Below are 22388 nucleotides of genomic sequence, written 5' to 3' on the forward strand. Positions count from 1 at the left end.
GCCGCCGGCGAGAACTCTCCCGCCGGCGGCGTCCTATCTCTGAAGGACCCACGCGATGACCCTGCTGGAACAGCGGCAGACCGCAGACCCCCGACCCGCGACCCGGCGTCGAGGCAGCCCGCTGGGGAGCAAATGGACCCCCTATTTCTTCCTGGCCCCCGCGGCCCTCTTCATCGTGGTGTTCCAGGTCGTTCCGCTGGCCCAGGAGATCTACCTGAGCTTCACGCGGACCTCGCTGCTGAACCCCACGCGCAGCACCTGGGTGGGGCTCGACAACTACACCCGGATCTTCGGTGACGAGGGCTTCCGCCACACGCTGCTCATCACCTTCGTGTACGTCATCGTCTGCGTCGTCGGCGCCGTGGGATCCGGCCTCGCGATCGCCCTGCTCCTCAACAAGGGCTTCCGCGGCCGGGGGTGGGCCCGTGCCCTGGTGACGATCCCATGGGCCGCACCCGGCATCGCGGTCGCGCTGATCGCGATCTGGATGTTCAACCCCGACTACGGCATCGTGAACCGGTTCCTCGAAACGGTGGGCCTCGGCGTACCCGGTGGCGCGATCCTCGACAGCCCGCGGTACGCGCTCCCCGCGGTGCTCGCCACCACAATCTGGCAACTGTTCCCGTTCACCTCGGTGGTGCTGCTGTCCGCGCTGCAGTCGGTGCCCCAGCACCTCACCGAGGCCGCGACGGTGGACGGCGCCGGCCGATGGTGGACGTTCCGCGCCGTCACCTGGCAGGTCATCAAGCCGACCATCGGACTGCTGGCCCTCCTCATGACCATCTGGTCGCTCCGGCGCTTCGAGCTCATCTGGCTCATGACGAAGGGAGGACCGGTCGGCGCGACCGAGACGCTGGTCATCGACCTCTACTCGCAGGCGTTCGACTCCAAGCAACTCGGCTCGGCGGCGGCCATCGGCATGGTCGGCGTCGTCATCTCACTCATCGTCATCGTCGGCAGCAGGTTCGTCGCCCGCGCCGTCGAGAAGGGGGCCCGCTGATGAGACCGCCCCGCATCGGTCTGACCCTGCGGATCCTCACCGTCCTCGTCGTGCTCGGCGTCGCGGTCTTCCCGCTGTACTGGATGTTCGTCACCGCGTTGACGAACAACGCGGAGCTGTTCGGCCAGAAAGCACGGCTCCTCCCCGACTTCTCGCAGTTCGGGGTCTTCATCGACGCGCTGGCCGAAGGCAAGGCGACGACGTGGCTGCGCAACAGCCTGGTGATCGCCGCCGGCACGACCGTCCTGTCGATCGGCCTCGGCATCCCGCTCGGCTACGCGTTGTCGCGGTTCTCGTTCCGCGGCAAGGTCGTCGTGACCGTCGTGCTGCTGTTCACGCAGATGCTCCCCGAGGCCCTGATGGTCGTGCCGCTGTTCTCGCTGTTCCGGCGGTTCGACCTGCTCGACTCCCTCACCGGCCTCATCCTGGTCAACTCGGCGTTCGTGCTGCCGATCGTGGCGCTCATCCTCAAGGGGGCGATCGACGGCCTGCCGCGCGAGCTCGAGGAGTCGGCGCGGGTCGACGGAGCACGGCCGCTCACCGTGCTGACCCGCATCAACGTGCCGCTGATCGCTCCGTCGCTGGCCGCCACCGCGGTCATCGCGTTCTTCCACGCCTGGAACGAGTACGTGTTCGCCGTGACGTTCATCTTCACTCCGGGAATGCAGCCGGCGTCGGTCGGCATCGCGAACTTCATCGGCGAGCTCGGCACCCCGATCCAGACGGTCATGGCGGTCGCGTTCATGTTCACGTTCCCCGCCGTGGTCTTCTACCTGTTCGCGCAGAAACATGTGGTGGCCGGCATGACCGCCGGCGCGGTGAAGGGCTGAGCCGGAAAACATGAAGATCACCTCGGTCGACACCTTCGTGGTCGACTTCTACCGCACCAACCTGGTGATCGTCCGCGTCTCGACGGACGAAGGGATCACCGGCCTCGGTGAGGCGACGCTGGAAGGCAAGGAACGCGCCGTTCAAGGCGCGCTCGCCGACGTGGCGGAAGCCGTGATCGGGATGGACCCCACCCGCATCTCCGGCATTTTGTACGAGCTGGCGAGGGACTGGTACTGGCGTGGCGGCCCGGTCGTCATGACGGCGCTGAGCTCGCTGGAGATGGCCCTGTGGGACATCTCGGCGCGCGAGCTCGGCGTGCCGGTCTCCCGGCTGCTCGGCGGCGCCACCCGCGACCGGGTCCGCGCGTACGCCAACGGCTGGTTCTCCGGCGCCGTCACCCCCGAGGACTACGCCGCCGCCGCGCGCAGGACCGTCGACAGCGGCTTCCGCGGCCTGAAGTGGGACCCCTTCGAGAACTACGACCTCACGATCACCACACGGCAGATGGACCGCGTGCTCGCGCAGATCGACGCCGTACGCTCGGCCGTCGGACGCGACGTCGAGCTGTTCGTCGAGGGCCACGGCCGGTTCGACGTCAACCACGCCATCAAGATCGCGCGCGAGATCGCGCAGTTCGACCCGGTGTGGTTCGAGGAACCCTGTCCGCCGGACAACCTCGACGCACTCGTCGACATCCGCCGCGCGTCGCCGGTCCCGATCGCCGCGGGTGAGCGCTGGTTCGGCCGGCAGGGTTTCGCGCCGGCCATCGCCAGGCAGGCCGTCGACTTCGTCCAACCGGACGTGACGCACGCCGGCGGCATCGCCGAGCTGGCCTTCATATCGACGCTCGCCGCGACCGGTTACGTCGGTTTCGCGCCGCACAACCCGAGCGGCCCGCTGAGCACCGCGGCGACGCTGCAGCTCGGCGCGGTCCTCCCCAACTTCCGGTACCTGGAGATCATGGCGACCGACGTCCCGTGGCGTCCGGAGATCACGAACGAGCGCCTCGTGCTGACCGAGGACGGCGACATCCTCGTCCCCGAAGGCACCGGCCTCGGCATCGAGCTCGATCTCGACGCGATCGCACGGCACCCCTTCACCCCCCATCCCATGCGGATGTTCCGCGACGCCGTCTACGACATCCGTCCTCCGGACGAGCGGTCCTTCTTCAACCTGGGAGACGGCAAATGATCCAGCCACCGTCCGAGGACCTCGCCGCCGAAGCCGGCTGGTTCGGGACGGCCGCCGACGCGCTGCCCGACGACGCCGCGCACGGCGTCCTGATCGGCCGGATCTGGGATCCCGTCGCCGGAGGACCGTCACCCGTCGTCGTACGCGACGGGAAGGTCTTCGACATCAGCGCCGACTTCCCCACGGTCCGCGACATCTGCGAACTGCCGGACCCGGCCGCCGTGGTCGCGGGGCTCGACGGCCGGCGCGTCGGCCGCTTCAGGGACGTGCTCGCCAACACCGGCGCCGCGGACCGGGACCTCACCCGGCCCTGGCTGCTCGCGCCGGTCGACCTGCAGGCGCTCAAGGCCGCCGGGGTGACGTTCGCCGTCTCGATGATCGAGCGCGTCATCGAGGAGCAGGCCGGCGGCGACATGGCGCTCGCGGCGGAGATCCGCCGCCGCATGCTCGCCGGCGTCGGCGCCGACCTGCACGACCTGTCCCCGGGCTCGGAGGAGGCGGCACGGCTGAAGAACCTGCTGGTGGCGGAAGGCGCCTGGAGCCAGTACCTGGAGGTCGGCATCGGCCCGGACGCCGAGATCTTCACCAAGGGCCAGATCCTGTCCGCCGTCGGCACCGCGGCACCCGTCGGCGTGCTCGCGGCCTCCACCTGGAACAACCCCGAGCCCGAGGTGGCGCTCATCGTCCAGTCGAGCGGCCGTGTCGTCGGGGCCACCCTCGGCAACGACGTCAACCTCAGGGACGTCGAGGGCCGGTCCGCGCTCCTGCTGCCGAAGGCCAAGGACAACAACGCCTCCTGCGCGCTCGGCCCCCTCATCCGGCTCTTCGACGACCGCTTCGACCTGGAACGGGTCCGCGGCCTCTCGGTGTGCCTGGAGATCGACGGCGTGGACGGCTTCCGCCTGGAGGCCGTCTCGGAGATGGCCCGGATGTCGCGCGACCCCGAGGCGCTGGTACGGCAACTGATCGGCCCCCACCACCAGTACCCCGACGGCGCCGTCCTGATGCTCGGCACGATGTTCGCCCCCATCCAGGACCGCGACCACCCCGGCGAGGGCTTCACCCACAAGGCCGGCGACATCGTGCGGATCAGTTCCCCCGCGCTCGGCACCCTGGTCAACCGCGTCCAGCACGCCGAGGACTGCGAGCCCTGGGACTTCGGCGTCCGTGACCTCATGGGAAACCTCATGCGCAGAGGACTGCTGTAGGCGACCTGTGGAAGGGTGCTCGCATGACACGATTCGTCATCGACGCTCCGGTGGCCATCCGGCTCGCGACCGACGGTTCCGTGATCCCGGCGGGTCACGCGCTGCTCGCGCCGGCCCTGCTTCGATCCCAGGCCCTTTCGATCCTGTACGGCTCGGTGGGCCGCGGCGAGATCGACAGGCGTACGGCGAAGAAGGTCCTCGACGGCATCCGCGCGCTGCGTGTCCGCCTGCTGGGTGACCGGGTGCTCCAGTCCACGGCCTGGGACGTGGCCCACACGCTGGGCTGGCCGGACACCTACCAGGCCGAGTACGTCGCACTGACCCGTCTCCACGCGGACGCACTGGTCACGTTCGACACCGAGCTCGCGGCGGCGGCGAGCAAGCTGGTCACGACCGCGTCCCTGACCGAGGTTCTGCGGGAGCCGTAACTCTCCTGTCCCCGGAATCGGGTAGGTGCCGCGGACCGTCCCGGCGACCGACCATGGCGTAACGAATGGCGACCCGGCGACCACGCGGCGCACGCGTGTGGCACCCGGCCGGGGCGGTCGAAGGACGGTACGACGATGAGTGAGTCTGCGCGGCCGGTCGCGTCCCTGGTACTACGACTGCGTGGGCTCACGGCACGGGTCACCCCGGCCACGCGCGGTCAGTGGAACATGTGGCGGGCCATCCGCTACACCGGCGAACACGACCGGTTCTTCAACCTGTGCGAGGTCCTGCCGATACCGCAGGGCCGCGACCTGCGTGCGACGCTGGACGCCGTCCGCGAGGTACTGCGCCGCTACGAGACGCTGCGGACGGCCTACCTCCCCACCTACGACCCGGCGCGGACGACGTACTACCCGGCTTGTGGCGACCGGCTCGACCAGGTGGTGTCGGCCGAAGGAGAGGTCCCGGTCGAGCTGTACGAGATCCCGCCGGAGCTGACGTCGCAGGAGCAGATCCTGGAGTTCCTCGAGCAGGTCGTCCCCCGGCTGAGGGAACCGCAGTTCGCGGCGCACGCGCGCGCCGTCCGCGACGGGCCCGAGCCCCCGATCGCCGCCGGAGGCGAATGGCCGATACGGCTCGCGGTGGTCCTGTCGGAGGGCCGGCCGATGTTCCTGGCCGCCGCCTTCAGCCACCTGTGCCTCGACAGCGACGGGATCGCGGTGGTCGCGCAGGAGCTGATGCGGTTGCTCGAAGGCGGCGCGCCGGACCCGGTGCCGGCCTGGCAGCCCGCCGACCTGGCGATCCACGAGCTGTCGCCGGCGGGACAGATCGAGAACGAACGCGCCATGGCGTACATACGGAAGGTGTTCCGGTCGGCCCCGCCGACGATGTTCGACCTGCCGCGGCGAGAGCCGGAGACCCCCCGCTACATCGAACGGATCATGCGGTCGGAAGCCGCCATGCGAGGAGCGGCCCGGCTGGCCCGGCGGTTGCGCATGTCCAAGCAGACGGTGCTGTTCGCCGCGGCGGCGGTCGTGCTCGGTCAGCGCTCGGGCCGTACCAACACCATGATTCAGGTCCTCTGCGGCAACCGCACCGACGAACCGCTGCGCACCCACGCCGGCAACCTCACCGTGCCGGTGCCGTGCGCGTTCGACTTCACCGGCCTGTCGTTCGACCAGATCGTCCTTGAGGCGGTCTCGGCGAGCATGTCGGCCCAGTTGAACTGCCAGTGGGACCAGAAGGCCGCCTGGGTGGAGCGGCGAGCGGCGGAACTCGCCATCGGCCGCCACATCGACGTCGCCACCTACCTCAACATCCTGCGTGACGACCCGTACGCACCGCAGGACGACGGGGTGGCGGACCTGCGGGAACTCATGACCCGGACGGTGTTCACCCCCGGGGAGAGCCGCATACAGATCGACCTCAAGATCTTGCTGATGGTCCTCGACACGAGCGTCCACGGCGCCGTCAGCCTCCTCGCCGACACCGCGTACACGCCGGTGCACTCCATCGACGAGATCCTGCGCGGCATGGAGAGACTGCTGGTCGCCGGCGCCTCCCGCGACATCCCCGCCGGCCGCCTGAGCGAGGTGACCGGCATCCGTCCCCCCGACCGCGGCCCCGGCTGGGTGCGGTGCCGCGACGGCCACGCCGACCTGGCCGCGACCCGGGACCTGTGGCGGACGGTCGTCGGCACGTCCCCTGCGGACCTGTACACCGAGGTGGACCGCTCAGGCGGCCACCGCATGATCGCCTACGCCGTGGCCCCCGACCGCTCCATCATGGACCTGCACCACCAGCTCACCGCCTCCCTCGACGAACGCACCGACGTCCGCGCACCCGACTGGTACGTCCGCTGCGCCGACCCACCCCACCCGGCCCCCGGCCGCGCCTCCTGGACCGTCTCACGAGTGCTCGAAGAAGGCACCGGCCGCACCTCCCGCTCCCCGGCCCTGACTCCTACGTCATGAACGACGCCTCGGCGACAGGAGCCGGGGTCACCAGGGGATGACGCCGTCGTCCTCGAAGAAGGAACCGGTCGGGCCGCCGTCAGGCAGCGTGGCGAGGCGGATCGCGATGGCCGCGCCTTGCTCAGGGGTGCGCGGTCCGTGGAAGCCGGTGAAGTCGGTCGCGACCAGGCCAGGACAGGCGGCGTTGATCAAGATGTTCGTGCCGGCGAACCGCCGTGCGTACTGCACGGTGACGGCGTTGAGGAAGGACTTCGACGGCGCGTAGGCCGCCATGACGGGGCCGATCTCGATGTCCGGGTCCGCCTGCCGGGTCAGTGAGGCGACAGAACTGGACATGTTGACGATGCGTGGCGACGTCGAGCGCCGCAGCAGCGGCAGCATCGCGTTGGTCACCCGGATGACACCGATGACGTTGGTCTCCACGACCGCGCGCACCACGTCGAGGTCGAGCGTGGCCGGGTCCTGCACCCACCCCGGCCCTGTCTCTCCTGAGATGCCGGCGTTGTTGACCAGGACGTCCAGGCGTCCGACGCGCCGTCCGATCAGTTCCGCGGCTTCGGTGACGCTCTGGTCGCCGGTCACGTCCAACGGCACCCCGAACGCGTCCACCCCGGTCGCGCGCAGCTTCTCGACGGCGGCCTCACGCCGGGCCTCGTCGCGGGCTCCCACCACCACGCGGTACCCGAGGGTGCCGAGACCGGCCGCGATCTCGTAGCCGATTCCCTTGTTCGCGCCGGTCACCAGCGCGATCCTCGTGTCGTTCATGCCGTCGATGGTCGCTCGCGGACGAGCGAGGCAGCCAACACCGATGGAGTTCCCTGTCATACCCGCCGGATATCACCCGGTACGTTGTGGCCATGGACACCTTGGAGACCCGCGAACTGCGGTACTTCATCGCCGTCGCGGAGGAACTGCACTTCGGCCGTGCCGCCGAGCGTCTCGGCATGGCTCAGCCGCCGCTGTCCAGAGCGATCCAGCAGCTTGAGCGGCGCCTCGGTGTCCGCCTGCTGGAACGTAACCGCCGAGGTGTCGCGCTGACCGGCGCCGGAGAGGTGCTGCTGCACGAGGGCCGCGCGGCCCTGGCCGCCACCACCGCCGCCGCTCGCCGTACCCGTCGTGCCGCCGGCGCCGACGGTCCGGACGGCCCCCGCGGCCGCCTGGTGCTGGCCGTGAAGGCCGGCGCGTCCCATGAACTCCTGCAGAAGCTTCTCGACGCCTACGCCGCCGAGCCCGGCGCCGCCGAGGTCGACGTACTGCCGAGCGGCACGTGTGAGCAGGGAGACATGCTGCGCGACGGCCGTGCCGACGTGGCGCTCATGCACACGCCGTTCAACTCCCTCACCGGCTTCGACAGCGAGGAACTGCTGACCGAGGGGCAGATCGCCATCCTGCCTGCCGCGCATCCCCTCGCCGCGCGCAGGACACTGACCCTGGCCGACATCGCCGACGTCCCCGATCTTCCACTCGCTCGATGGTCCCGCGACGGCACGTACCCACCCGGCCCGGGGCCCGAGATCCACGACCAGACGCAACTGGCTCAGCTGATCGCTCTCGGACGCACCATGGCCGTCTTCCCCGAGTCCGCTCGCGCCTGGCTGTGGGCCGAGCACACCGCCGTCCCGCTGACCGACGCACCCCCCGTCGTCACCCACATCACCTGGCCCGCGCACAGCCGCTCCATCGAACTCGCCGCACTGATCCGCACGGCCACACGGCTGTGATCCTCGGCCCTGGCGGAAACCGGCACCCAGGAGATGCTCGGCGAGGTCTCGGTCCCACCGTCCGGCGGCTCCGAGCCCGTTGGTGATCGGCTCGGTCCCGGTGCGAATCGCCGGCACCGGGACCGAGCCTTTCTCGCGGTTCCGCACTGTGGCTCTACCGTGCGGCGACGATCCTCTCGGCGTCGTGCCGCTCGGCCGCGGGCTTTTCGGTGTTCGCAGGTCTGTCGGCGAGCTTGAGCCAGACCACTCCGGCGATGATGAGGCCCAACCACAGGGCCTTGACAGGGGTGAGGGTCTCGTCGAAGAAGACGGGACCGAGCAGCGCCGCGCCGGCCGCGCCGATGCCTGCCCAGACGGCATAGCCGATACCGACATCGATGGTGCGCAGCGCGACGCTCAGTGCCCAGAGGGTCAGCAGGAAGAACACGACAGCGACCAGTGACCACTCCAGGCGAGTGAAGCCCTGGCTGCCACCGACGGAGAGTGCGTAGCCGACCTCGAATCCCCCGGCGAGAAGGAGCATGAGCCAGGAGTTCGCTGATGAGCGGCCGTTGTCGGACATGTGTGTGATTCCTTTCGTGCGGGTCGGTCAAGGGCTCGCGGGGTTCTAGGCGACACCACTGAGCTGGAGGCCGACGACCCCGGCGATGATGACGACGATGCCCAGTGCCTTCCGCCAGTTCAGGCGCTGGCCGAACAGGAGCACACCGAGCAGGGTGATGCCGACACCGGCGACGGACGTCCAGATGGCGTAGCCGACGCCGACGTCGAAGGTCAGCAGCGCCTGACTGAGGAAGTAGGTCGCGATGGCGCCACTGACGAGGGTCGCGATGGTCCACTTGCGGTTCTTGAAGCCTTCGGCCTTACCGGCCGCGATGGCGACGGTGATCTCGAAGACGGTCGCGACGGCAAGGTAGAGCCACTGCATGGTCAGTCCTTTCGTTCGATGGAGGCCGGTTGCGTGGTCGGCTCGTCATGGAATTCGCACGGTCGGACGCCGGGTCGTGTCAGCACCCGGCGATGCCGCAGGTGGCGCCTCGGGTGACCGCCGGCTCGGCCTGAGCGTCGAGCACAGCCGTGCGGATCTGGGCCGCGGTGGGGACACCTTCCAGGCGGTGGCGCTCGCCGATGATGATCGTGGGAACGGCGGAGATGCGGTGCGCCTTGGCGATCCGCAGCGCCTCCTGATGTGCTTTCGTGTAGGTCCCGGCAGCCAGCGCATCGGTGAACCCGGCCGCGTCGAGGCCCAGTTCCGCGGCGATGTCGGCGAGGACGTCCAGTTGACCGATATCCCGGTTCTCCTGGAAGAAGGCCCGCAGCACACGCGGGGTGTATTCTGCGGCCTTGCCGTGCTCGGCGGCGTACTGGTAGCCCTCGAACGCCAGCCGTGTGTAGGGCTGCGGCGAGATGGTGGGCAAGGTGATGTCCACCCCCATCCGGCGGGCCATGGGATAGACCGCGCGTTCCCAGATCGCCGGCAGGTACTCGTCCTCCGGCCGCAAGGTCGGAGTCGGGTGAGGCCGCAACTCGAACGGCATCCACTCGATGTCGACGTCGAGGTCGTAGGTGGCTTCGTGCAGTGGGCCCTCGGCGAGCATGCAGAACGGACAGACATAGTCCGACCACACTTTGATGCCGACTCTGCTGTTCTCCGTCTCGGTCACGTTCACCTCCGGTTCTTGGCGAGGAAATCCTCGAACGGCTTGGTCGCCTCCGGGACCGGCAGCGAGCTGACCTTGATCGGCCAGGTCGCCGGGTCCTCGGCGAAGATCGAGTACGACCCCGAGTAGTCGAAGCCGTACCGAGCGGCCGTCGTGCGGTCGGCCGCGTGGACGATGTGGCTGACGCCGAAGTACAGCGCGACCATGTAGCACAGAGCGCAGGGCTCACCAGAGGCGATCAGCGTGGCCCCGGCGGTGGCATGCGCGCCGTGCTCGGCGGTGGCCTGGCGCAATGCGACCACCTCGGCGTGCGCGGTGGGATCGTTGTCCTCGCGTACCCGGTTGAAGCCGATGCCGAGGATACGACCGTCCCGGACCACCACACCGGAGAACGGTATGCCGCCCTTGGAGACGTGCTCGCGGCTGATCCGTACCGCCTCACGGACGTATTCGGTCAGCTCGCTGTCTTGGCTCTCGGGATGGAACATCCTCACTTCTCTCTCAGATCGCTGTCCGGCTCCACCGGACAGAGCCGCCGAAGCTCGGGGCCGACAAGCTCAGCCAGGAGGGAGGGTGTTCTCCTCCTGGAGAACGGTCGAGCCGGATGTGACCGTGCCGTCGCCGGGGCCGGTCGAGACGGGGTGACGAACACCGACGCTCATGCTCAGCCGCCACGGCGTCGCCGTGGACGCGTACACGTCGCTCGCGGCTGCGACACGCAGACTGATTGCTTGTACGTGCATGTTCATACTCATGACACATGTCGGCGAGCGAGTCAAGCAGGTAGGCCAAATCTTGCATGAGCATGTATATTGATGCCATAGCACCGCACAGATGGAGCTGCTTCATGACCACGATCCCCCATGCGCCGACCACCTCATCCGACCAGGCCGTGTGGGGTAGGGTCCTGGCCCTGCACGCACATGTCGAACGTCAGCTCACCCATGCCTTGCAGCGAAGGCACGGAATAGGCCTCTCCGAATTCCGGGCCCTGGAGTGCCTCATCCAGGTCGAGGACGGCGAGTTGCGCATGCAGGATCTCGCCGACAAGGTCGGGCTCGGGCAGAGCTCGGTGACGCGGCTGGTCGGCCGGCTCTTCTCGGCCGGCTTCGCCTTCCGTGATCTGTGTCCCGACGACAAGCGCGGCGTCTACGCCGTCATCACCGATGCCGGCAAGCGATGCTACGCCGACGCGCGTGGTACGTACTCCGAGGTCCTCAGTGCCGCGCTCAACACCGCCGGCGCCACCCCGGAGCTCGCCGGCACGGTGCAGGCGCTGCGCGGAGCCCTCTGAGCGGCGTCTTTCCCCCTCTCCGGGCCACCTGGAAACGAACCGCCTGCCGAAAGCCGTCCCACGGGGACGGCTTTCGGTGTTTGCGCACTTCGGCCACGTCCGAGTGAACACTTGGCTCCGCGTGACGCGTCCTTTCGCGTGACCTCGTCCTTACGGTGTGTGAACACCTTCTCGGGGCCGTGGCGAACGTCCGGCCGTGCGACCGCTGCGACTTCGATCGAGCCGGTCGGTATCAACTTGCACGTTCATGTACCTGGGGATCTGCGATTTGTGAAAAGTAGATGCTTGACTATGCATTGATTCTGGATACAGTTATGCACGGCTCGATCACAGAGGCGCGATGCCGGTGACCGAGCATGTGGCGGCCGACATCGGAAGTGCCTTGGCACGACTCCGAGCGTCGTGTGACTCCGCCACGATCACTTCTTTCATGACCGATGGAGGAAGGAGAAACCGTGCCATCACCACGCCTTTTGGAGGCGCTGGCCGCACACACCAGAGACCGGCCCGATCAGGTGGCCCTGGTCAGTGGCGACCAGCAGGTGACATACCGCCGATTAGCCGGCGACGCCGAGAAATTATCCGGCATCCTGCACAACTCCGGGTTCGACCGGAGGCAGCCGCTGTACGTACCCGCGCACAAGACGCCTGCGACGATCGCCTTGATCCTCGGTGCGTTCCGGGCCGGCTACGCGGTCCTCGCGCCATCACCCGAACTGGGTTCCACCGCTCGTGCGGCGCTCGCCGCGCAAGCTCGGTGCTCCCAGATGCTGACCATCGATGACCAGGGGGCCCTGGACATCACCCCGGTCGTGCCGGACGAGCAGGCGGCACAAGACTTCGACACCGTGGACCCCGCCACCACACCACTGCTGCTCACCACCTCCGGTACCACCGGTACCCCGAAGATCGTGCCTGTCTCGGGTGACGCCTTCGACCGGTTCGCCGACTGGGCGATCGACCGGTTCCGCCTCACCGAGAAGGACACACTGCTGAGTCACGCACCCCTGAACTTCGACCTCTCCCTGCTCGACGTGTGGACTTCTCTGCGGCTGGGAGCCCGAGCCGTTCTCGTCGAGGCGGAATACAGCGTGGACGCACGTCATCTGCGGGACCTGGTCATCCGGCACGAGATCACCTTCGTCCAAGGCGTCCCCATGCTGCACCGGCTGCTCACCGAGGACGGTGCGGTCCATCCTGCGGTCCGCACGGTGATCTTCACCGGTGACGTGCTGCCGCGGACACTGCTGCGGCGGCTCGGCACGGCCTTCCCCGGCGCCTCCTTCCACAACGTCTTCGGATGCACCGAGACCAACGACAGCTTCATCTACGACGCCGACCCTGCGAAGGCCGGTGAGCAGACCCCCATCGGCCGGCCGCTGCCGGGGGTGCGGGCCCTGCTGCTGGACGCCGAGGGCAAGGTCCTTGACGGTCCAGGCACGGGTGAACTTCTCGTGAGCACGCCGTTCCAGACCTCGGGGTACCTCGAACGCTCTCTCAACGAAGGAGTGTTCGTGCCTGCCCCCGACGGCGGCGACGAAATCTTCTACCGCACCGGCGACCTCGTCACCCGGGACACCGATGGCCTGTACTGGCTGCGGGGCCGTACCGACTTCCAGGTCAAGGTCCGCGGGGTGCGGACCAACGTGCAGGAGGTCGAGAACGTCCTGGCGGCTCACCCCGATGTCGCCGAGGCGGCCGTCGTGGCGATCCCCGACCCTGAGGCCGGCTACCGGCTGCACGCGCAGGTGACCCGTCGGCCCGGTACCTCGCTCACCTCGCTGCGACTGCGCTCGCACAGTGCCGAGCGCCTGCCTCGCCATGCCATCCCGTCCTCCGTGCACGTGGGTGACACCCCGTTGCCGCGCACATCCACTGGAAAACCCGACCGCAACCGCATCAAGGCCGCACGAGAGAAGGAGAATCGCGCATGAACTCCTTGGCCGACGAAATTCGCGGCTATATCGTCACCGAGTTCCTCGACGGGGAGGACACGGCGGACCTGACCGCCGACTTCGATCTCATCGACAACGGCGTCGTCGACAGTCTCGGGGTGGTCCGGGTCGTCGCGCACCTTTCCAGGACCTACGCCATCCCGGCCGACGACATTCCTTTGACTCCGGACAGCTTCCGCAGCATCGGCGCCATTTCGGCGTTCGTCGAGAACGCGACGAAGGCCGCCGCCTGAGCCACCCCCCGGGTTTCCGTTGACGACCGGAAGACACTCCCTGAGCAACTTCTTCAAGATCTTCCGGAACAAGCCGAATCTGAGAAGGAGACTGCCATGATCGTCCGTAGCACCAGCGAGATCGCCCCCGTCGAGTGGGGCAATGGCACCAGTCACCGCCTGCTCGTCGAGGCCGACGGCATGGGCTTCACCGTGTGTGAGACGTTGGTCCGCAAGGGCACCAGGAGTGCTCTGCAGTACCGCAACCACCTTGAGGCGTGCTACTGCATCGAAGGCTCCGGTGAGGTCGTGACCCTGTCCGGTGAACGCTTCAAGATCACCGAGGGCACCTTGTACGCGCTCAATGAGCACGACGCTCACTACCTTGAGGCCTCCGACTATGAGGATCTGAGGCTGGTCTCCGTGTTCAGCCCGGCCCTGCGAGGCGACGAGAGGCACAGGCTTGCTCCCGACAGCTTCTCCGAGTACTGAGCTTCCGCGTTCCGGGCCCGCTCGCGGCAGCGGTGCGGGCCCGGCCCCGACCAGCGACGCACCGGAAGGCGGCACACATATGAGTTCCACACCGCCGGCACCGCGCACCGCCGGCATCGAACCGGACCCGTACACCCTCACCGCTCCCTGGGCGGACGAACTCAACCAAGATGTCGAAGAGTGGGACGCTCGCGCGGAGTTCCCCTGGGAGAAGTGGAAGGTGATCCAGCGCTCCGGGCTGCTCGCCGTGCCGTTCGAGACGCGGTACGGCGGCTCCGGCGGCACCCTGACCGGCACGATGCGCGCACTTGAGGGTCTCGGACGCACCTGCCGTGACGCCGGGCTCGGCTTCTCCGCCTCCACGCAGATCGTCAGCGTCGGCGTCCCGCTGCAAGCGTTCGGCTCCGAGGAGCTCAAGTCCCGGTTCCTGCCGGGGATCGTCACCGGCGATCTGATCACCGCGCACGCCATCACCGAGCCCGGCAACGGTTCCGACGCACTGAACATCTCCACCACCGCGACCCGGGACGGCGACGACTACGTCATCGACGGCGGCAAGTTGTTCATCACCAATGCCCCGATCGCCGATCTCCTCCTGCTGTACGTACGGACCGGCAAGCCCGGTCCGTTCGGCCTGAGCGTGTTCCTGGTCGAACGGGACACCCCTGGCCTCCGTGTCGGCGAGCCGCTCGGCAAGATGGGGCTGCGCACCTCCCCGATCAGCGAGGTGACGTTCGAGAGCATGCGCGTGCCGGCCACCCGGCGCATCGGCCAGGAGGGCGCCGGTTTCCTGATCCTCGACCATGTGATGAAGCGGGAGATCCTCTTCTCCTTCTCCCTCACGCTCGGCGAGATGGAGCATCGTCTGGAGCGAGTGATCGGGTACGCCAAGTCCCGGCAGCAGTTCGGCGCACCGATCGGTGCCTTCCAAGGTGTCTCCCACAAGATCGCTGACATGAAGATCGCTGTGGAGACCGCACGCAAATGGCTCGCCGACACCGGTGCCAAGGTGGAGGCCGGCCAGGACGCCGCGATCGACATCGCCGCGACCAAGATCGTGGTCAGTGAGGCGAACAAGCGCACGGCGCTCGACGCGGTCCAGATCTTCGGTGGCCAGGGCTATCTCACCGCCACCGGCATCGAGCGGGACGTCCGCAACGCGATCGGCGGAACCATCTACTCCGGTACCAGCGAGATCCAGCGCAACCGTATCGCCTCCCTCCTCGGCCTGTGAGCCCGAAGCTGACGAAAGGATGACCATGAACGCGGCACTTGCGGACGATCTCCGCCGGCTCACCGCGCCGACCGCCTTCTTCGACTACGAGAGCGACTCCGTCCAGTCCTTCGTCGACGAGGCGGTCACCGACCGCGGCGCGGACAAGCGCCGGCTGGCCGTCGAGCTCTACTACGCCGTCCGCGACGACGTCTTGTACGAGGTGTACGGAGCCGACCTCTCCCCGGAGGGACTGCGGGCCAGCCACATCGCGTCCACCCGCGAGGGCTTCTGCCTGCACAAGTCGACGCTGTACGCAGCGGCCTGCCGGGCGGTGGGCATCCCGGCGCGCGTCCACTACGGCGATGTGCGCAACCACCTGGCCTCCGACCGGCTACGTGCGCACATCGGCGGGGACGTCTTCTTCCACGGTCTCAACTCCGTCTACCTGGACGGCAGATGGGTCAAGGCCACCCCCGTCTTCAACAAGATCCTCTGCCGCCTCTACGGGATGAAGCCGCTGGAGTTCGACGGCACCGCCGACAGCCTCCACCACCCCTTTGACGATCAGGGTCGCCGAAGCATGGAGTTCCTGGCCGACCACGGCGGCTTCGACGACGTTCCCTACGAGTTCGTGATGGAGAACATGCGTCGCAAACACCCCGGCTTCCTGAGTGCCGGCGGCACCCGCACGGTCCGCGGCGGCTCGCTGGCCGCCGAGGCGTCCGCCTGACCCCTGACGAGGAGGAGGAGACGCTCAGATGAACACCGTCCGAGCACAGAAGGACGGCTGGGAGGCCAGAGCGCGTATCGGCGTGGTCGTACCCCACGCGGATGTCGGCCCGGAGTCCGAATTACAGGTGATGGCACCCGAGGACGTGTTCCTGCACGGCTCGCGTGTCCATTTCGGCGCGATGCGTGCCGGCGGCGAGATGGACCCGAAGATCCCGCACGACCCGGTGCGGGCCTTCGTTGAGCCGCCGCACATCGACGACGCGGTGGAGTTGCTGGCCGCCTCCCCGCTCGACGCGATCGCGCTCGGCTTCACCAGCTCCGCCTACGTCCTCGGGGCGAGCGGTGAGAAGGCGCTGTTCGACCGGCTGGCGCGCCACACCCGGGGAATCCCGCTCACGGGTACCACCACCGCGGCTGTGACCGGCCTCAACGTGCTCGGCGCGCACAGGCTGGCGATCGTGAACCCGCCGTGGTTCGACGATCGGCTCTCCGGCCTCGGCGCCGACTACTTCACCGAGCAGGGCTTCACGGTCGTCCACCACGGTCCGTGCGGCCTGCCGAGCAACCAGAAGCTGATCACTCCGCAGGCCCTGTCCGTTTGGATCCGCACCATCGTCGCCGAGCACCGGCCCGACGCCGTCCTGGTCGCCGGGAACGGCATCCGCGCGGTCGGCGTCATCGACGCGCTGGAGCGCGAACTGGACGTCGCCGTCCTGACCGCCAACCAGGTCCTGTTCTGGCACGCTCTGCACCTGGCCGGTGCCGGTGAAATCGCTCAGCAGATCACCGGGTACGGACGGCTGTTCGGCAGGGCACCCGGTGGCGGACAACGGCCCGGGTGAGGAACTCGACGGCGGCGCCTGCCCGGATGGACGGACACCACCTGGGCAGGCGGGCTGATTCGACGGACGGTGACGGTGCGGGAGGCCGTACGCTGGCGCGTATGGCGATGCAGGTGACACCGAGGGCGAAGCGGTTCGCGAGCGAGACGCGGCTCGGGCTGGTGCGGCGGGCACGGCGGATCACACGGATCCTGGCCGAGACCTATCCCGACGCGCACTGCGAGCTGAACTTCACCAACGCTTTCGAGTTGCTGATCGCCACGGTGATGTCGGCGCAGACGACCGATGTGCGGGTCAACATGGTGACGCCGGCGTTGTTCGCCAAGTACCCGACGCCTGACGATCTGGCGGCGGCGGACCCGCAGGACGTCGAGGAGATCATCAAGTCGACGGGGTTCTTCCGGGCCAAGACCAAGTCGATCATCGGGTTGTCGGTGGCGTTGCGGGACAGGTTCGGTGGCGAGGTGCCGCGGACGCTGGAACAGATGGTCACGTTGCCGGGGGTGGGCCGCAAGACGGCGAACGTCGTGCTCGGCAACGCCTTCGGGGTGCCGGGGATCACGGTGGACACGCATTTCGGCCGGCTCACCCGGCGGTTCGGGTGGACCGGGGAGACCGACCCGGTCAAGGTGGAGCACATCGTGGGGGAGCTGGTCCCCAAGAAGGAATGGACCCTGCTGTCCCACTACCTCATCTGGCACGGCCGGCGGGTCTGCCACGCGCGCAAGCCCGCGTGCGGGGTCTGTCCGCTCGCGGACCTGTGCCCGTCCTTCGGTGAAGGGCCCACCGACCCCGCGCAGGCCGCCAAGCTGGTACGTCCCGGGCCGTTCTCCTGAGCGGGGAAGCAGCGGGGTTCCGGTGGTGTTGACTTCCCGCGAGGAGGTACGCATGACTGCTCCCGTGCCCGGCTGGCTCACCGACCTGGCGACGGACCCCCACCGGCATCCGCTCCCCCCGTGGATGCGGCCACCGGACGGCAGGGGCCGCGCGGCGGCGGTGCTGCTGCTGTTCGGGGAGTCGGCACTCGGGCCGGACATCCTGCTGATCCAGCGCAGCGCCAACGGCCGCAACCACGCGGGACAGCCCGCGTTCCCCGGCGGCGGCATCGACCCCGGCGACGGCGGGCCGGTCGGCGCGGCGCTGCGGGAGGCCGAGGAGGAGACGGGGCTCGACCGGCACGGGGTGCGGGTCGTCGGCACGCTCCCCGAGCTGTACCTCGGCCGCAGCGACAACCGGGTGACGCCGGTGCTCGGCTGGTGGCACACCCCCTGTGCCGTGCACGCCGCCTCCCCCGACGAGGTCGAGTCGGTGGCCAGAGTGCCGGTCGCCGAGCTCGTCGACCCCGCCAACCGCCTGCGGCTGCGTTTCCCCGGCGGCAGCGCGGGGCCCGCCTTCCGGGTGCGCGGCATGCTCGTGTGGGGGTTCACCGCCGGCATCCTGGACGCGGTGCTCACCGCCACCGGGTTCGCGCTCCCCTGGGACGCCTCACAGGTGCAGGACCTGCCACCTGAAGTGATCCGCCTGGCGCGGCGCTAGGCCCGATGAACCAGGTCTTCGCGGGCGATACGCGGAAACGGGGCTAGGACAGGATCAGGCCGAGCGCGGCCCAGTCGGCCACGTCGTCGTCGGGGTCGCGGGCCAGGCGCCGCAGCGCGGCGAGGCCCGCCGGGTCGGGGGGACGGCCGAGCACCCGCGACAAGGCGTACGCCGCGCCGTACCGCACCGACGGGTCGGGGTGCTCCGACAGATCGATCACCGACGGCATGGCCCGCGGGTCGCGCAGGTGGCCGAACGCGATCAGCACGGCGTGCAGCACCCGCAGGTCGGAGTCGCAGGCCGCGAGGTGGCGCAGCAGCGCCAGCGTCTTGTCGGCGAACGGCCGCAGCGGCCCGCCGAGCTCGCCGAGGATGTCCACGCCGAGGACCCGCTCGGCGGGGACGTCGCTCGCGCACAGCAGGCGCGCCGCGGTGAAGGTCTCGATGTCCCCTCGCGCGTGCAGGCGGGCCACCGCGGACCAGCGTGCCTGGCCGTCGGGGTCGTCGTCGGCGAGGGCCCGCGCGATGAGCTCGCCGACCTCCGGCCCGGCCGGTCCGGCGGTGGAACGGCCCGCGGTCCGCGGGCCTGGAGGCCCGTTCGCGAGTGATCCGCCGGAGCCCCCGCTCGATACCATGTCGCAACGATATCGAGCCATCGGGTGCACGGCGTGTGGCCGCGCTGGATACCGTTGAACCGTGAGCGGCGATCTCCTCGATATCATCCTGATTGTCCTCGTGATTGCCTTTGCCGTGTCCGGTTACCGCCAGGGGTTCATCATCGGGGCGTTCAGCTTCCTCGGCTTCGTCGGAGGAGGTTTCCTCGGGGTGCTCATCGCCCCGCCGATCGCGCACGCCGTCGTGAGCCAGGCCACCGAGCAGGCCCTGCTGGCCATCGTGATCGTGTTCCTGACCGCCGTCATCGGCCAGTTCGCGTTCTCCACGATCGGCGCCGTCGTGCGCAGTCACGTCACCTGGGAACCCGCGCGCACGGTCGACGCGCTCGGCGGCACGTTCACCAGCGCTTTATCGGTTCTGGTCATCGCGTGGCTGATCGGTTCGCTGCTGTCGGTGGCGCCGTTCCCCTGGCTGCGCCAGCAGACCAACGGGTCACTGCTGCTGCAGACCGTGGACTCCGCGATGCCGGACACCGCCAAGGACTGGCGGCTGTCGTTCAAGAAGTTCGTGGACACCTCGGAGTTCCCGCAGGTGTTCAACGCCATCGGCGGCGGCCAGTTCGTGGACGTCCCCCCACCGGACGCCAGTGTGGTCAAGAGCCCGCAGCTCCAGCGGGCCCGCCGCGCCATCGTCAAGGTGCAGGGCACCGCGCCGGCCTGCCGCAAACGCATCGAGGGCACCGGCTTCGTCTACGCGCCGCACCGCGTCATGACCAACGCTCACGTCGTCGCCGGCGTCACCCAGGACCTCCGCGTCACCGACGAGAACCGTGTCGGCCACGACGCGCGGGTGGTCCACTACAACCCCGACCGCGACATCGCCATCCTGTACGTCCCCGACCTCGACGTCGGCCCGCTCAAGTTCGACTACACCGCCGACGGCCAGGACGACGCCATCATCGCCGGCTTCCCCAAAGGCAAAGGCTTCACCATCAAACCGGCCCGCATCCGCCTCAAGCAGAACGCCAAGGCCGCCGACATCTACTCCCGCAAAACCGTCACCCGCGAGGTCTACTCCATCCGCGGCCTGGTCCAACCCGGCAACTCCGGCGGCCCCCTCCTGACCACCAACGGCCAGGTCTACGGCGTCATCTTCGCCGCCGCCACCGACCAGCCGGAAACCGGCTTCGCCCTGACCGCCGCCGAGGTAAGCCCCGACGCCGACGAAGGCAGCGCCGCCGTAGCCCGAGTAGACACCCAAGACTGCGACTAGCCCCCCAGCCGACCGACCGTCCCTGCCGACAGGCGAGCTTGCCGGTGAGTGGTTCTTGTCGACAAGCGATTCTTGCCGGCCGGCGGTTCCTGTCGGCCGGCGGTTCCTGCCGGCAGACCGCCTTGTCGGCAGACCGTCCACTCTCTCCGCCGTAGAACCGTTCCTCCCCCGGCGCCGGGTCGGCGGGACGCAGTACGGCGAACTCGGCGCCGCCGTGCGGTGGGTCACCGGGTCCACCCTTCAGGAGCCGATGCCTTCCCGCAGCAGAGCGGCCAGCTCGTCCAATTTCCTCCCGAGATCCGGACTTTCCGTCCCGGTGAGCTCCCCAGCCAATCGGACCACCCGGCCTGTGTCGACCGGTGCGTCCCGATACCCGGCGACACGTCCCGCGCCTCGGTCAAGCAGCGCCGCCGCACCCCGCAGGTTCCCCCGCTGCAGGTGGGTGAGCCCCACGCAGATCTGCGCCAGTCCCTGCCAAAGATCACGCTCACCGGAAGGACCGGTCTTCCAGCGGGCCTCCAGCACCTCGTGCGCGTGGAACGGCCGACCGTCCGCCAGGTACCGTGCCGCCGCCTCCAGCGCCTCCTCAGGACCCGGCGTGTAGTCGTCCGGCACGCGTTCCACCCCGGGTGAGCCCATGGGGAGCGGCCGGCCGAAGGCGTCACGTGGTCGTGCGTTCCTCGGCCGGCCGGCGGGGTCGCGGTCACGTCCAGGTGGCATCAGCGGTCCGGCTCCGGGTCGTCCAGCCAGCCGAGCAGTTCGGCGTCGAACAGCTCGGGCCGTTCCTCATGGGGGAAGTGGCCCACCCCTTCGATCAGCCGCCAGCGGTAAGGCGCGGCGACGTACCGGCTGGAGCCCTGTGCGGTACGCGGCAGCGTGCACGTGTCCAGAGCGCCATGCAGCTGCAAGGTCGGCATCTCGATCTCCGACCGCATCAGCCGCCGGTACCGGATCCCGTCGGGCCGCGGCTGTGAGCGCACGAACCACCGGTGGTACTCCAGCGCGCAGTGCGCCACCGTGGGGATCCGGAAGACCTCCCGGTACGTCCGGGACGTCTCCTCGTCGGGCCACCCGGGGCCGGACCATTCCTCAAGCAGCCGTCCCACTCGAGCGGCGCCGTCCGCGGTCAGCCGCCGCTCAGGCAGCAGTGGAAGCTGGAACCCCAGGAAGTGTCCGCTGGCCTTGAGCTGGCCGAGCGGCTCGGCCAGCATCGCCTGCCGCAGCCGCAGCGGATGCGGCGCCGACACCGTGACCAGCCGCCGCACCACCTTGGGGTCCATCACCCCCATGGTCCAGGCGACCAGGCCACCCCAGTCGTGCCCCACCACGATCGCGCACGTCTCACCGAGCGCTCTGATCAGCCCGGCGACGTTCCCCGCGACCGTCGGCAGGTCGTACCCCCGCGGCGGCTTGTCACTGGCACCGTACCCCCGCAGATCGACCGCCACGACGCGGTACCCCGCCGCCGGCAGCGTGACGAGCTGGCGCCGCCACGTCCACCAGAACTGCGGGAACCCGTGCAGCAGCAGCACCAGCGGCCCCTCACCTGCCTCCACCACGTGGAACATGCCGTTCCCCGCGTGGATCGACCGGTGCCGCCACGGCCCTTCGATCCGGGCCGCCGACTCGTCCGGCGTGCTCACGGCCTGACGGATCCGGTGTCAGGCGGCACCGGCGTACGGTGGCCGCCGATCTGACCGGCCGTCTGCGGCGCGGGCAGCGCCTCATCAGGCGTGCCGTCCTTGATCGTGCGCAGGCTCCTCGCGGTGCGTTTCATGCCGGTGAGCCCCTTGAGCCGCCGCCAGCCGATGAACGCCAGCAGCCCCGCGACCAAGACGTAGATCACGGTCACGATGAGGAACGCCAGCCACGTCATCATGCCGAGCTGCACCAGGCCGTACGCCAGCGCGAACGACGCCAGGATGAGGCACAGATGCAGCATGAACGCCGCCGCGGCGAACAGGCCCACCGCCGTGCCGACCCGGGTGGCGTTGAACTTCAGCTCCGACTTCGCCAGCTCGATCTCGGCGCGGACCAGCGTGGACACATGCTGGCTCGCCTGGGCGACGAGCGCGCCGAGGGACTCCTCCTCTGGTGGACCGGCCATATGGTCATCTCCTATCGGGACTTCGGAACACATTCATCCTGCGTGATGATGCTCATCGTCGCGCCTACCCGGCACAAGCCGATAACGGCCATGCCGTCGAAG

At 69.0% G+C, this 22388-nt stretch carries 27 protein-coding genes; 17 read left to right on the forward strand and 10 right to left on the reverse strand.

The features are described from left to right. Positions 1-55: 55 nt before the first annotated feature. The 6 genes from BJ992_RS03470 (at position 56) to BJ992_RS03495 (ending at position 6632) form a co-directional block, all read left to right on the forward strand. Positions 56-1000, forward strand: coding sequence for a carbohydrate ABC transporter permease (locus BJ992_RS03470; RefSeq protein WP_184978505.1), 945 nt, complete (start codon positions 56-58; stop codon positions 998-1000). After that, positions 1000-1830 (forward strand): carbohydrate ABC transporter permease, encoded by an 831-nt coding sequence (locus BJ992_RS03475; protein ID WP_184978506.1) that lies wholly within the window; start codon positions 1000-1002, stop codon positions 1828-1830. The genes BJ992_RS03470 and BJ992_RS03475 overlap by 1 nt, the downstream gene beginning before the upstream one ends. Positions 1831-1840: 10 nt before the next feature. Then, a complete protein-coding gene (locus tag BJ992_RS03480) occupies positions 1841-3022 on the forward strand; it encodes a mandelate racemase/muconate lactonizing enzyme family protein (protein WP_184978507.1) in 1182 nt (393 codons plus the stop codon). Further along, the gene (locus BJ992_RS03485) at positions 3019-4230 is read left to right on the forward strand and encodes a fumarylacetoacetate hydrolase family protein (protein WP_184978508.1); all 1212 of its coding nucleotides are present in this window, start codon (positions 3019-3021) and stop codon (positions 4228-4230) included. The genes BJ992_RS03480 and BJ992_RS03485 overlap by 4 nt, the downstream gene beginning before the upstream one ends. A 23-nt stretch (positions 4231-4253) precedes the next feature. Further along, a complete protein-coding gene (locus BJ992_RS03490) occupies positions 4254-4658 on the forward strand; it encodes a type II toxin-antitoxin system VapC family toxin (RefSeq protein ID WP_184978509.1) in 405 nt (134 codons plus the stop codon). Between the two features lie 135 nt (positions 4659-4793). Beyond that, on the forward strand, positions 4794-6632 hold the full coding sequence (locus BJ992_RS03495; RefSeq protein WP_184978510.1) for a condensation domain-containing protein: 1839 nt from the start codon (positions 4794-4796) through the stop codon (positions 6630-6632). Positions 6633-6659: 27 nt separating this feature from the next. Here BJ992_RS03495 and BJ992_RS03500 read toward each other — a convergent pair whose 3' ends face one another. Further along, entirely contained in the window at positions 6660-7397 is a 738-nt protein-coding gene (locus BJ992_RS03500) for an SDR family oxidoreductase (protein WP_184978511.1), read from the reverse strand. 92 nt (positions 7398-7489) lie between these two features. Between BJ992_RS03500 and BJ992_RS03505 the strand changes: the two genes are divergently transcribed. After that, positions 7490-8353 (forward strand): LysR family transcriptional regulator, encoded by an 864-nt coding sequence (locus BJ992_RS03505; RefSeq protein ID WP_184978512.1) that lies wholly within the window; start codon positions 7490-7492, stop codon positions 8351-8353. A 154-nt stretch (positions 8354-8507) separates the two neighbouring features. On the opposite strand, the gene BJ992_RS03510 is transcribed toward BJ992_RS03505, so the two are convergent. The 5 genes from BJ992_RS03510 to BJ992_RS03530 form a co-directional block, all read right to left on the reverse strand. After that, positions 8508-8915: a DMT family transporter gene (locus BJ992_RS03510; RefSeq protein WP_184978513.1), complete on the reverse strand. Its 408-nt coding sequence runs from the start codon at positions 8913-8915 to the stop codon at positions 8508-8510. Positions 8916-8960: 45 nt separating this feature from the next. After that, complete coding sequence (locus BJ992_RS03515) at positions 8961-9281, reverse strand: DMT family transporter (protein WP_184978514.1); 321 nt, start codon at positions 9279-9281, stop codon at positions 8961-8963. A gap of 79 nt (positions 9282-9360) precedes the next feature. Further along, entirely contained in the window at positions 9361-10017 is a 657-nt protein-coding gene (locus BJ992_RS03520; protein ID WP_343072481.1) for a DsbA family oxidoreductase, read from the reverse strand. Positions 10018-10019: 2 nt separating this feature from the next. After that, on the reverse strand, positions 10020-10502 hold the full coding sequence (locus tag BJ992_RS03525; protein ID WP_184978515.1) for a nucleoside deaminase: 483 nt from the start codon (positions 10500-10502) through the stop codon (positions 10020-10022). Positions 10503-10571: 69 nt separating this feature from the next. Then, positions 10572-10757 carry a hypothetical protein gene (locus tag BJ992_RS03530; protein ID WP_184978516.1) on the reverse strand — a complete coding sequence of 62 codons (186 nt, stop codon included), beginning with the start codon at positions 10755-10757 and terminating at the stop codon, positions 10572-10574. Positions 10758-10861: 104 nt separating this feature from the next. Here BJ992_RS03530 and BJ992_RS03535 point away from each other — a divergent pair, with 104 nt between their 5' ends. The 9 genes from BJ992_RS03535 (at position 10862) to BJ992_RS03575 (ending at position 18293) form a co-directional block, all read left to right on the forward strand. Further along, positions 10862-11308, forward strand: a complete 447-nt coding sequence (locus tag BJ992_RS03535) for a MarR family winged helix-turn-helix transcriptional regulator (protein ID WP_184978517.1) — start codon at positions 10862-10864, stop codon at positions 11306-11308. Between the two features lie 455 nt (positions 11309-11763). Beyond that, positions 11764-13242 carry an AMP-binding protein gene (locus BJ992_RS03540; protein ID WP_184978518.1) on the forward strand — a complete coding sequence of 493 codons (1479 nt, stop codon included), beginning with the start codon at positions 11764-11766 and terminating at the stop codon, positions 13240-13242. Then, positions 13239-13496: an acyl carrier protein gene (locus tag BJ992_RS03545; protein WP_184978519.1), complete on the forward strand. Its 258-nt coding sequence runs from the start codon at positions 13239-13241 to the stop codon at positions 13494-13496. The genes BJ992_RS03540 and BJ992_RS03545 overlap by 4 nt, the downstream gene beginning before the upstream one ends. Positions 13497-13592: 96 nt before the next feature. After that, positions 13593-13967: an ectoine synthase gene (locus BJ992_RS03550; protein WP_184978520.1), complete on the forward strand. Its 375-nt coding sequence runs from the start codon at positions 13593-13595 to the stop codon at positions 13965-13967. A gap of 79 nt (positions 13968-14046) precedes the next feature. Then, a complete protein-coding gene (locus tag BJ992_RS03555; RefSeq protein ID WP_184978521.1) occupies positions 14047-15201 on the forward strand; it encodes an acyl-CoA dehydrogenase family protein in 1155 nt (384 codons plus the stop codon). Between the two features lie 25 nt (positions 15202-15226). Next, positions 15227-15913 (forward strand): transglutaminase-like domain-containing protein, encoded by a 687-nt coding sequence (locus BJ992_RS03560; protein ID WP_184978522.1) that lies wholly within the window; start codon positions 15227-15229, stop codon positions 15911-15913. A 28-nt stretch (positions 15914-15941) separates the two neighbouring features. Further along, a complete protein-coding gene (locus BJ992_RS03565; RefSeq protein ID WP_184978523.1) occupies positions 15942-16757 on the forward strand; it encodes a maleate cis-trans isomerase family protein in 816 nt (271 codons plus the stop codon). 107 nt (positions 16758-16864) lie between these two features. Continuing rightward, on the forward strand, positions 16865-17593 hold the full coding sequence (nth, locus tag BJ992_RS03570) for an endonuclease III (RefSeq protein WP_184987528.1): 729 nt from the start codon (positions 16865-16867) through the stop codon (positions 17591-17593). 52 nt (positions 17594-17645) lie between these two features. Next, a complete protein-coding gene (locus tag BJ992_RS03575) occupies positions 17646-18293 on the forward strand; it encodes an NUDIX hydrolase (RefSeq protein WP_184978524.1) in 648 nt (215 codons plus the stop codon). A 43-nt stretch (positions 18294-18336) separates the two neighbouring features. Here BJ992_RS03575 and BJ992_RS03580 read toward each other — a convergent pair whose 3' ends face one another. After that, positions 18337-18927, reverse strand: a complete 591-nt coding sequence (locus BJ992_RS03580) for a HEAT repeat domain-containing protein (RefSeq protein WP_184978525.1) — start codon at positions 18925-18927, stop codon at positions 18337-18339. Between the two features lie 61 nt (positions 18928-18988). On the opposite strand from BJ992_RS03580, the gene BJ992_RS03585 reads away from it, so the two are divergent. After that, on the forward strand, positions 18989-20179 hold the full coding sequence (locus BJ992_RS03585) for a MarP family serine protease (RefSeq protein WP_184978526.1): 1191 nt from the start codon (positions 18989-18991) through the stop codon (positions 20177-20179). A gap of 240 nt (positions 20180-20419) precedes the next feature. Here BJ992_RS03585 and BJ992_RS03590 read toward each other — a convergent pair whose 3' ends face one another. From BJ992_RS03590 to BJ992_RS03600, 3 genes are read right to left on the reverse strand one after another with little or no spacing between them, the layout of a single operon-like run. Then, complete coding sequence (locus BJ992_RS03590; RefSeq protein WP_184978527.1) at positions 20420-20899, reverse strand: DUF309 domain-containing protein; 480 nt, start codon at positions 20897-20899, stop codon at positions 20420-20422. Continuing rightward, positions 20899-21822: an alpha/beta fold hydrolase gene (locus tag BJ992_RS03595; protein ID WP_343072482.1), complete on the reverse strand. Its 924-nt coding sequence runs from the start codon at positions 21820-21822 to the stop codon at positions 20899-20901. Before BJ992_RS03595 ends, BJ992_RS03590 begins: the two co-directional genes overlap by 1 nt. Further along, entirely contained in the window at positions 21819-22286 is a 468-nt protein-coding gene (locus BJ992_RS03600) for a phage holin family protein (protein ID WP_184978528.1), read from the reverse strand. The genes BJ992_RS03595 and BJ992_RS03600 overlap by 4 nt, the downstream gene beginning before the upstream one ends. Positions 22287-22388: the final 102 nt, after the last annotated feature.

Source organism: Sphaerisporangium rubeum (genome assembly GCF_014207705.1).
In the GTDB taxonomy this organism is placed as follows: Bacteria; Actinomycetota; Actinomycetes; order Streptosporangiales; family Streptosporangiaceae; genus Sphaerisporangium; species Sphaerisporangium rubeum.

Excerpts from the sequence above, each read along its gene's own strand:
- BJ992_RS03470 (WP_184978505.1), top strand. The coding sequence starts at position 56 with ATGACCCTGCTGGAACAGCGGCAGACCGCAGACCCCCGACCCGCGACC.
- nth (WP_184987528.1), top strand. The coding sequence starts at position 16,865 with ATGCAGGTGACACCGAGGGCGAAGCGGTTCGCGAGCGAGACGCGGCTC.
- BJ992_RS03550 (WP_184978520.1), top strand. The coding sequence starts at position 13,593 with ATGATCGTCCGTAGCACCAGCGAGATCGCCCCCGTCGAGTGGGGCAAT.
- BJ992_RS03515 (WP_184978514.1), bottom strand. The coding sequence starts at position 9,281 with ATGCAGTGGCTCTACCTTGCCGTCGCGACCGTCTTCGAGATCACCGTC.
- BJ992_RS03580 (WP_184978525.1), bottom strand. The coding sequence starts at position 18,927 with ATGGTATCGAGCGGGGGCTCCGGCGGATCACTCGCGAACGGGCCTCCA.
- BJ992_RS03555 (WP_184978521.1), top strand. The coding sequence starts at position 14,047 with ATGAGTTCCACACCGCCGGCACCGCGCACCGCCGGCATCGAACCGGAC.
- BJ992_RS03485 (WP_184978508.1), top strand. The coding sequence starts at position 3,019 with ATGATCCAGCCACCGTCCGAGGACCTCGCCGCCGAAGCCGGCTGGTTC.
- BJ992_RS03530 (WP_184978516.1), bottom strand. The coding sequence starts at position 10,757 with ATGCACGTACAAGCAATCAGTCTGCGTGTCGCAGCCGCGAGCGACGTG.
- BJ992_RS03560 (WP_184978522.1), top strand. The coding sequence starts at position 15,227 with ATGAACGCGGCACTTGCGGACGATCTCCGCCGGCTCACCGCGCCGACC.
- BJ992_RS03495 (WP_184978510.1), top strand. The coding sequence starts at position 4,794 with ATGAGTGAGTCTGCGCGGCCGGTCGCGTCCCTGGTACTACGACTGCGT.
- BJ992_RS03510 (WP_184978513.1), bottom strand. The coding sequence starts at position 8,915 with ATGTCCGACAACGGCCGCTCATCAGCGAACTCCTGGCTCATGCTCCTT.
- BJ992_RS03480 (WP_184978507.1), top strand. The coding sequence starts at position 1,841 with ATGAAGATCACCTCGGTCGACACCTTCGTGGTCGACTTCTACCGCACC.
- BJ992_RS03590 (WP_184978527.1), bottom strand. The coding sequence starts at position 20,899 with ATGCCACCTGGACGTGACCGCGACCCCGCCGGCCGGCCGAGGAACGCA.
- BJ992_RS03490 (WP_184978509.1), top strand. The coding sequence starts at position 4,254 with ATGACACGATTCGTCATCGACGCTCCGGTGGCCATCCGGCTCGCGACC.
- BJ992_RS03525 (WP_184978515.1), bottom strand. The coding sequence starts at position 10,502 with ATGTTCCATCCCGAGAGCCAAGACAGCGAGCTGACCGAATACGTCCGT.
- BJ992_RS03535 (WP_184978517.1), top strand. The coding sequence starts at position 10,862 with ATGACCACGATCCCCCATGCGCCGACCACCTCATCCGACCAGGCCGTG.
- BJ992_RS03575 (WP_184978524.1), top strand. The coding sequence starts at position 17,646 with ATGACTGCTCCCGTGCCCGGCTGGCTCACCGACCTGGCGACGGACCCC.
- BJ992_RS03545 (WP_184978519.1), top strand. The coding sequence starts at position 13,239 with ATGAACTCCTTGGCCGACGAAATTCGCGGCTATATCGTCACCGAGTTC.
- BJ992_RS03500 (WP_184978511.1), bottom strand. The coding sequence starts at position 7,397 with ATGAACGACACGAGGATCGCGCTGGTGACCGGCGCGAACAAGGGAATC.
- BJ992_RS03600 (WP_184978528.1), bottom strand. The coding sequence starts at position 22,286 with ATGGCCGGTCCACCAGAGGAGGAGTCCCTCGGCGCGCTCGTCGCCCAG.
- BJ992_RS03475 (WP_184978506.1), top strand. The coding sequence starts at position 1,000 with ATGAGACCGCCCCGCATCGGTCTGACCCTGCGGATCCTCACCGTCCTC.
- BJ992_RS03565 (WP_184978523.1), top strand. The coding sequence starts at position 15,942 with ATGAACACCGTCCGAGCACAGAAGGACGGCTGGGAGGCCAGAGCGCGT.
- BJ992_RS03505 (WP_184978512.1), top strand. The coding sequence starts at position 7,490 with ATGGACACCTTGGAGACCCGCGAACTGCGGTACTTCATCGCCGTCGCG.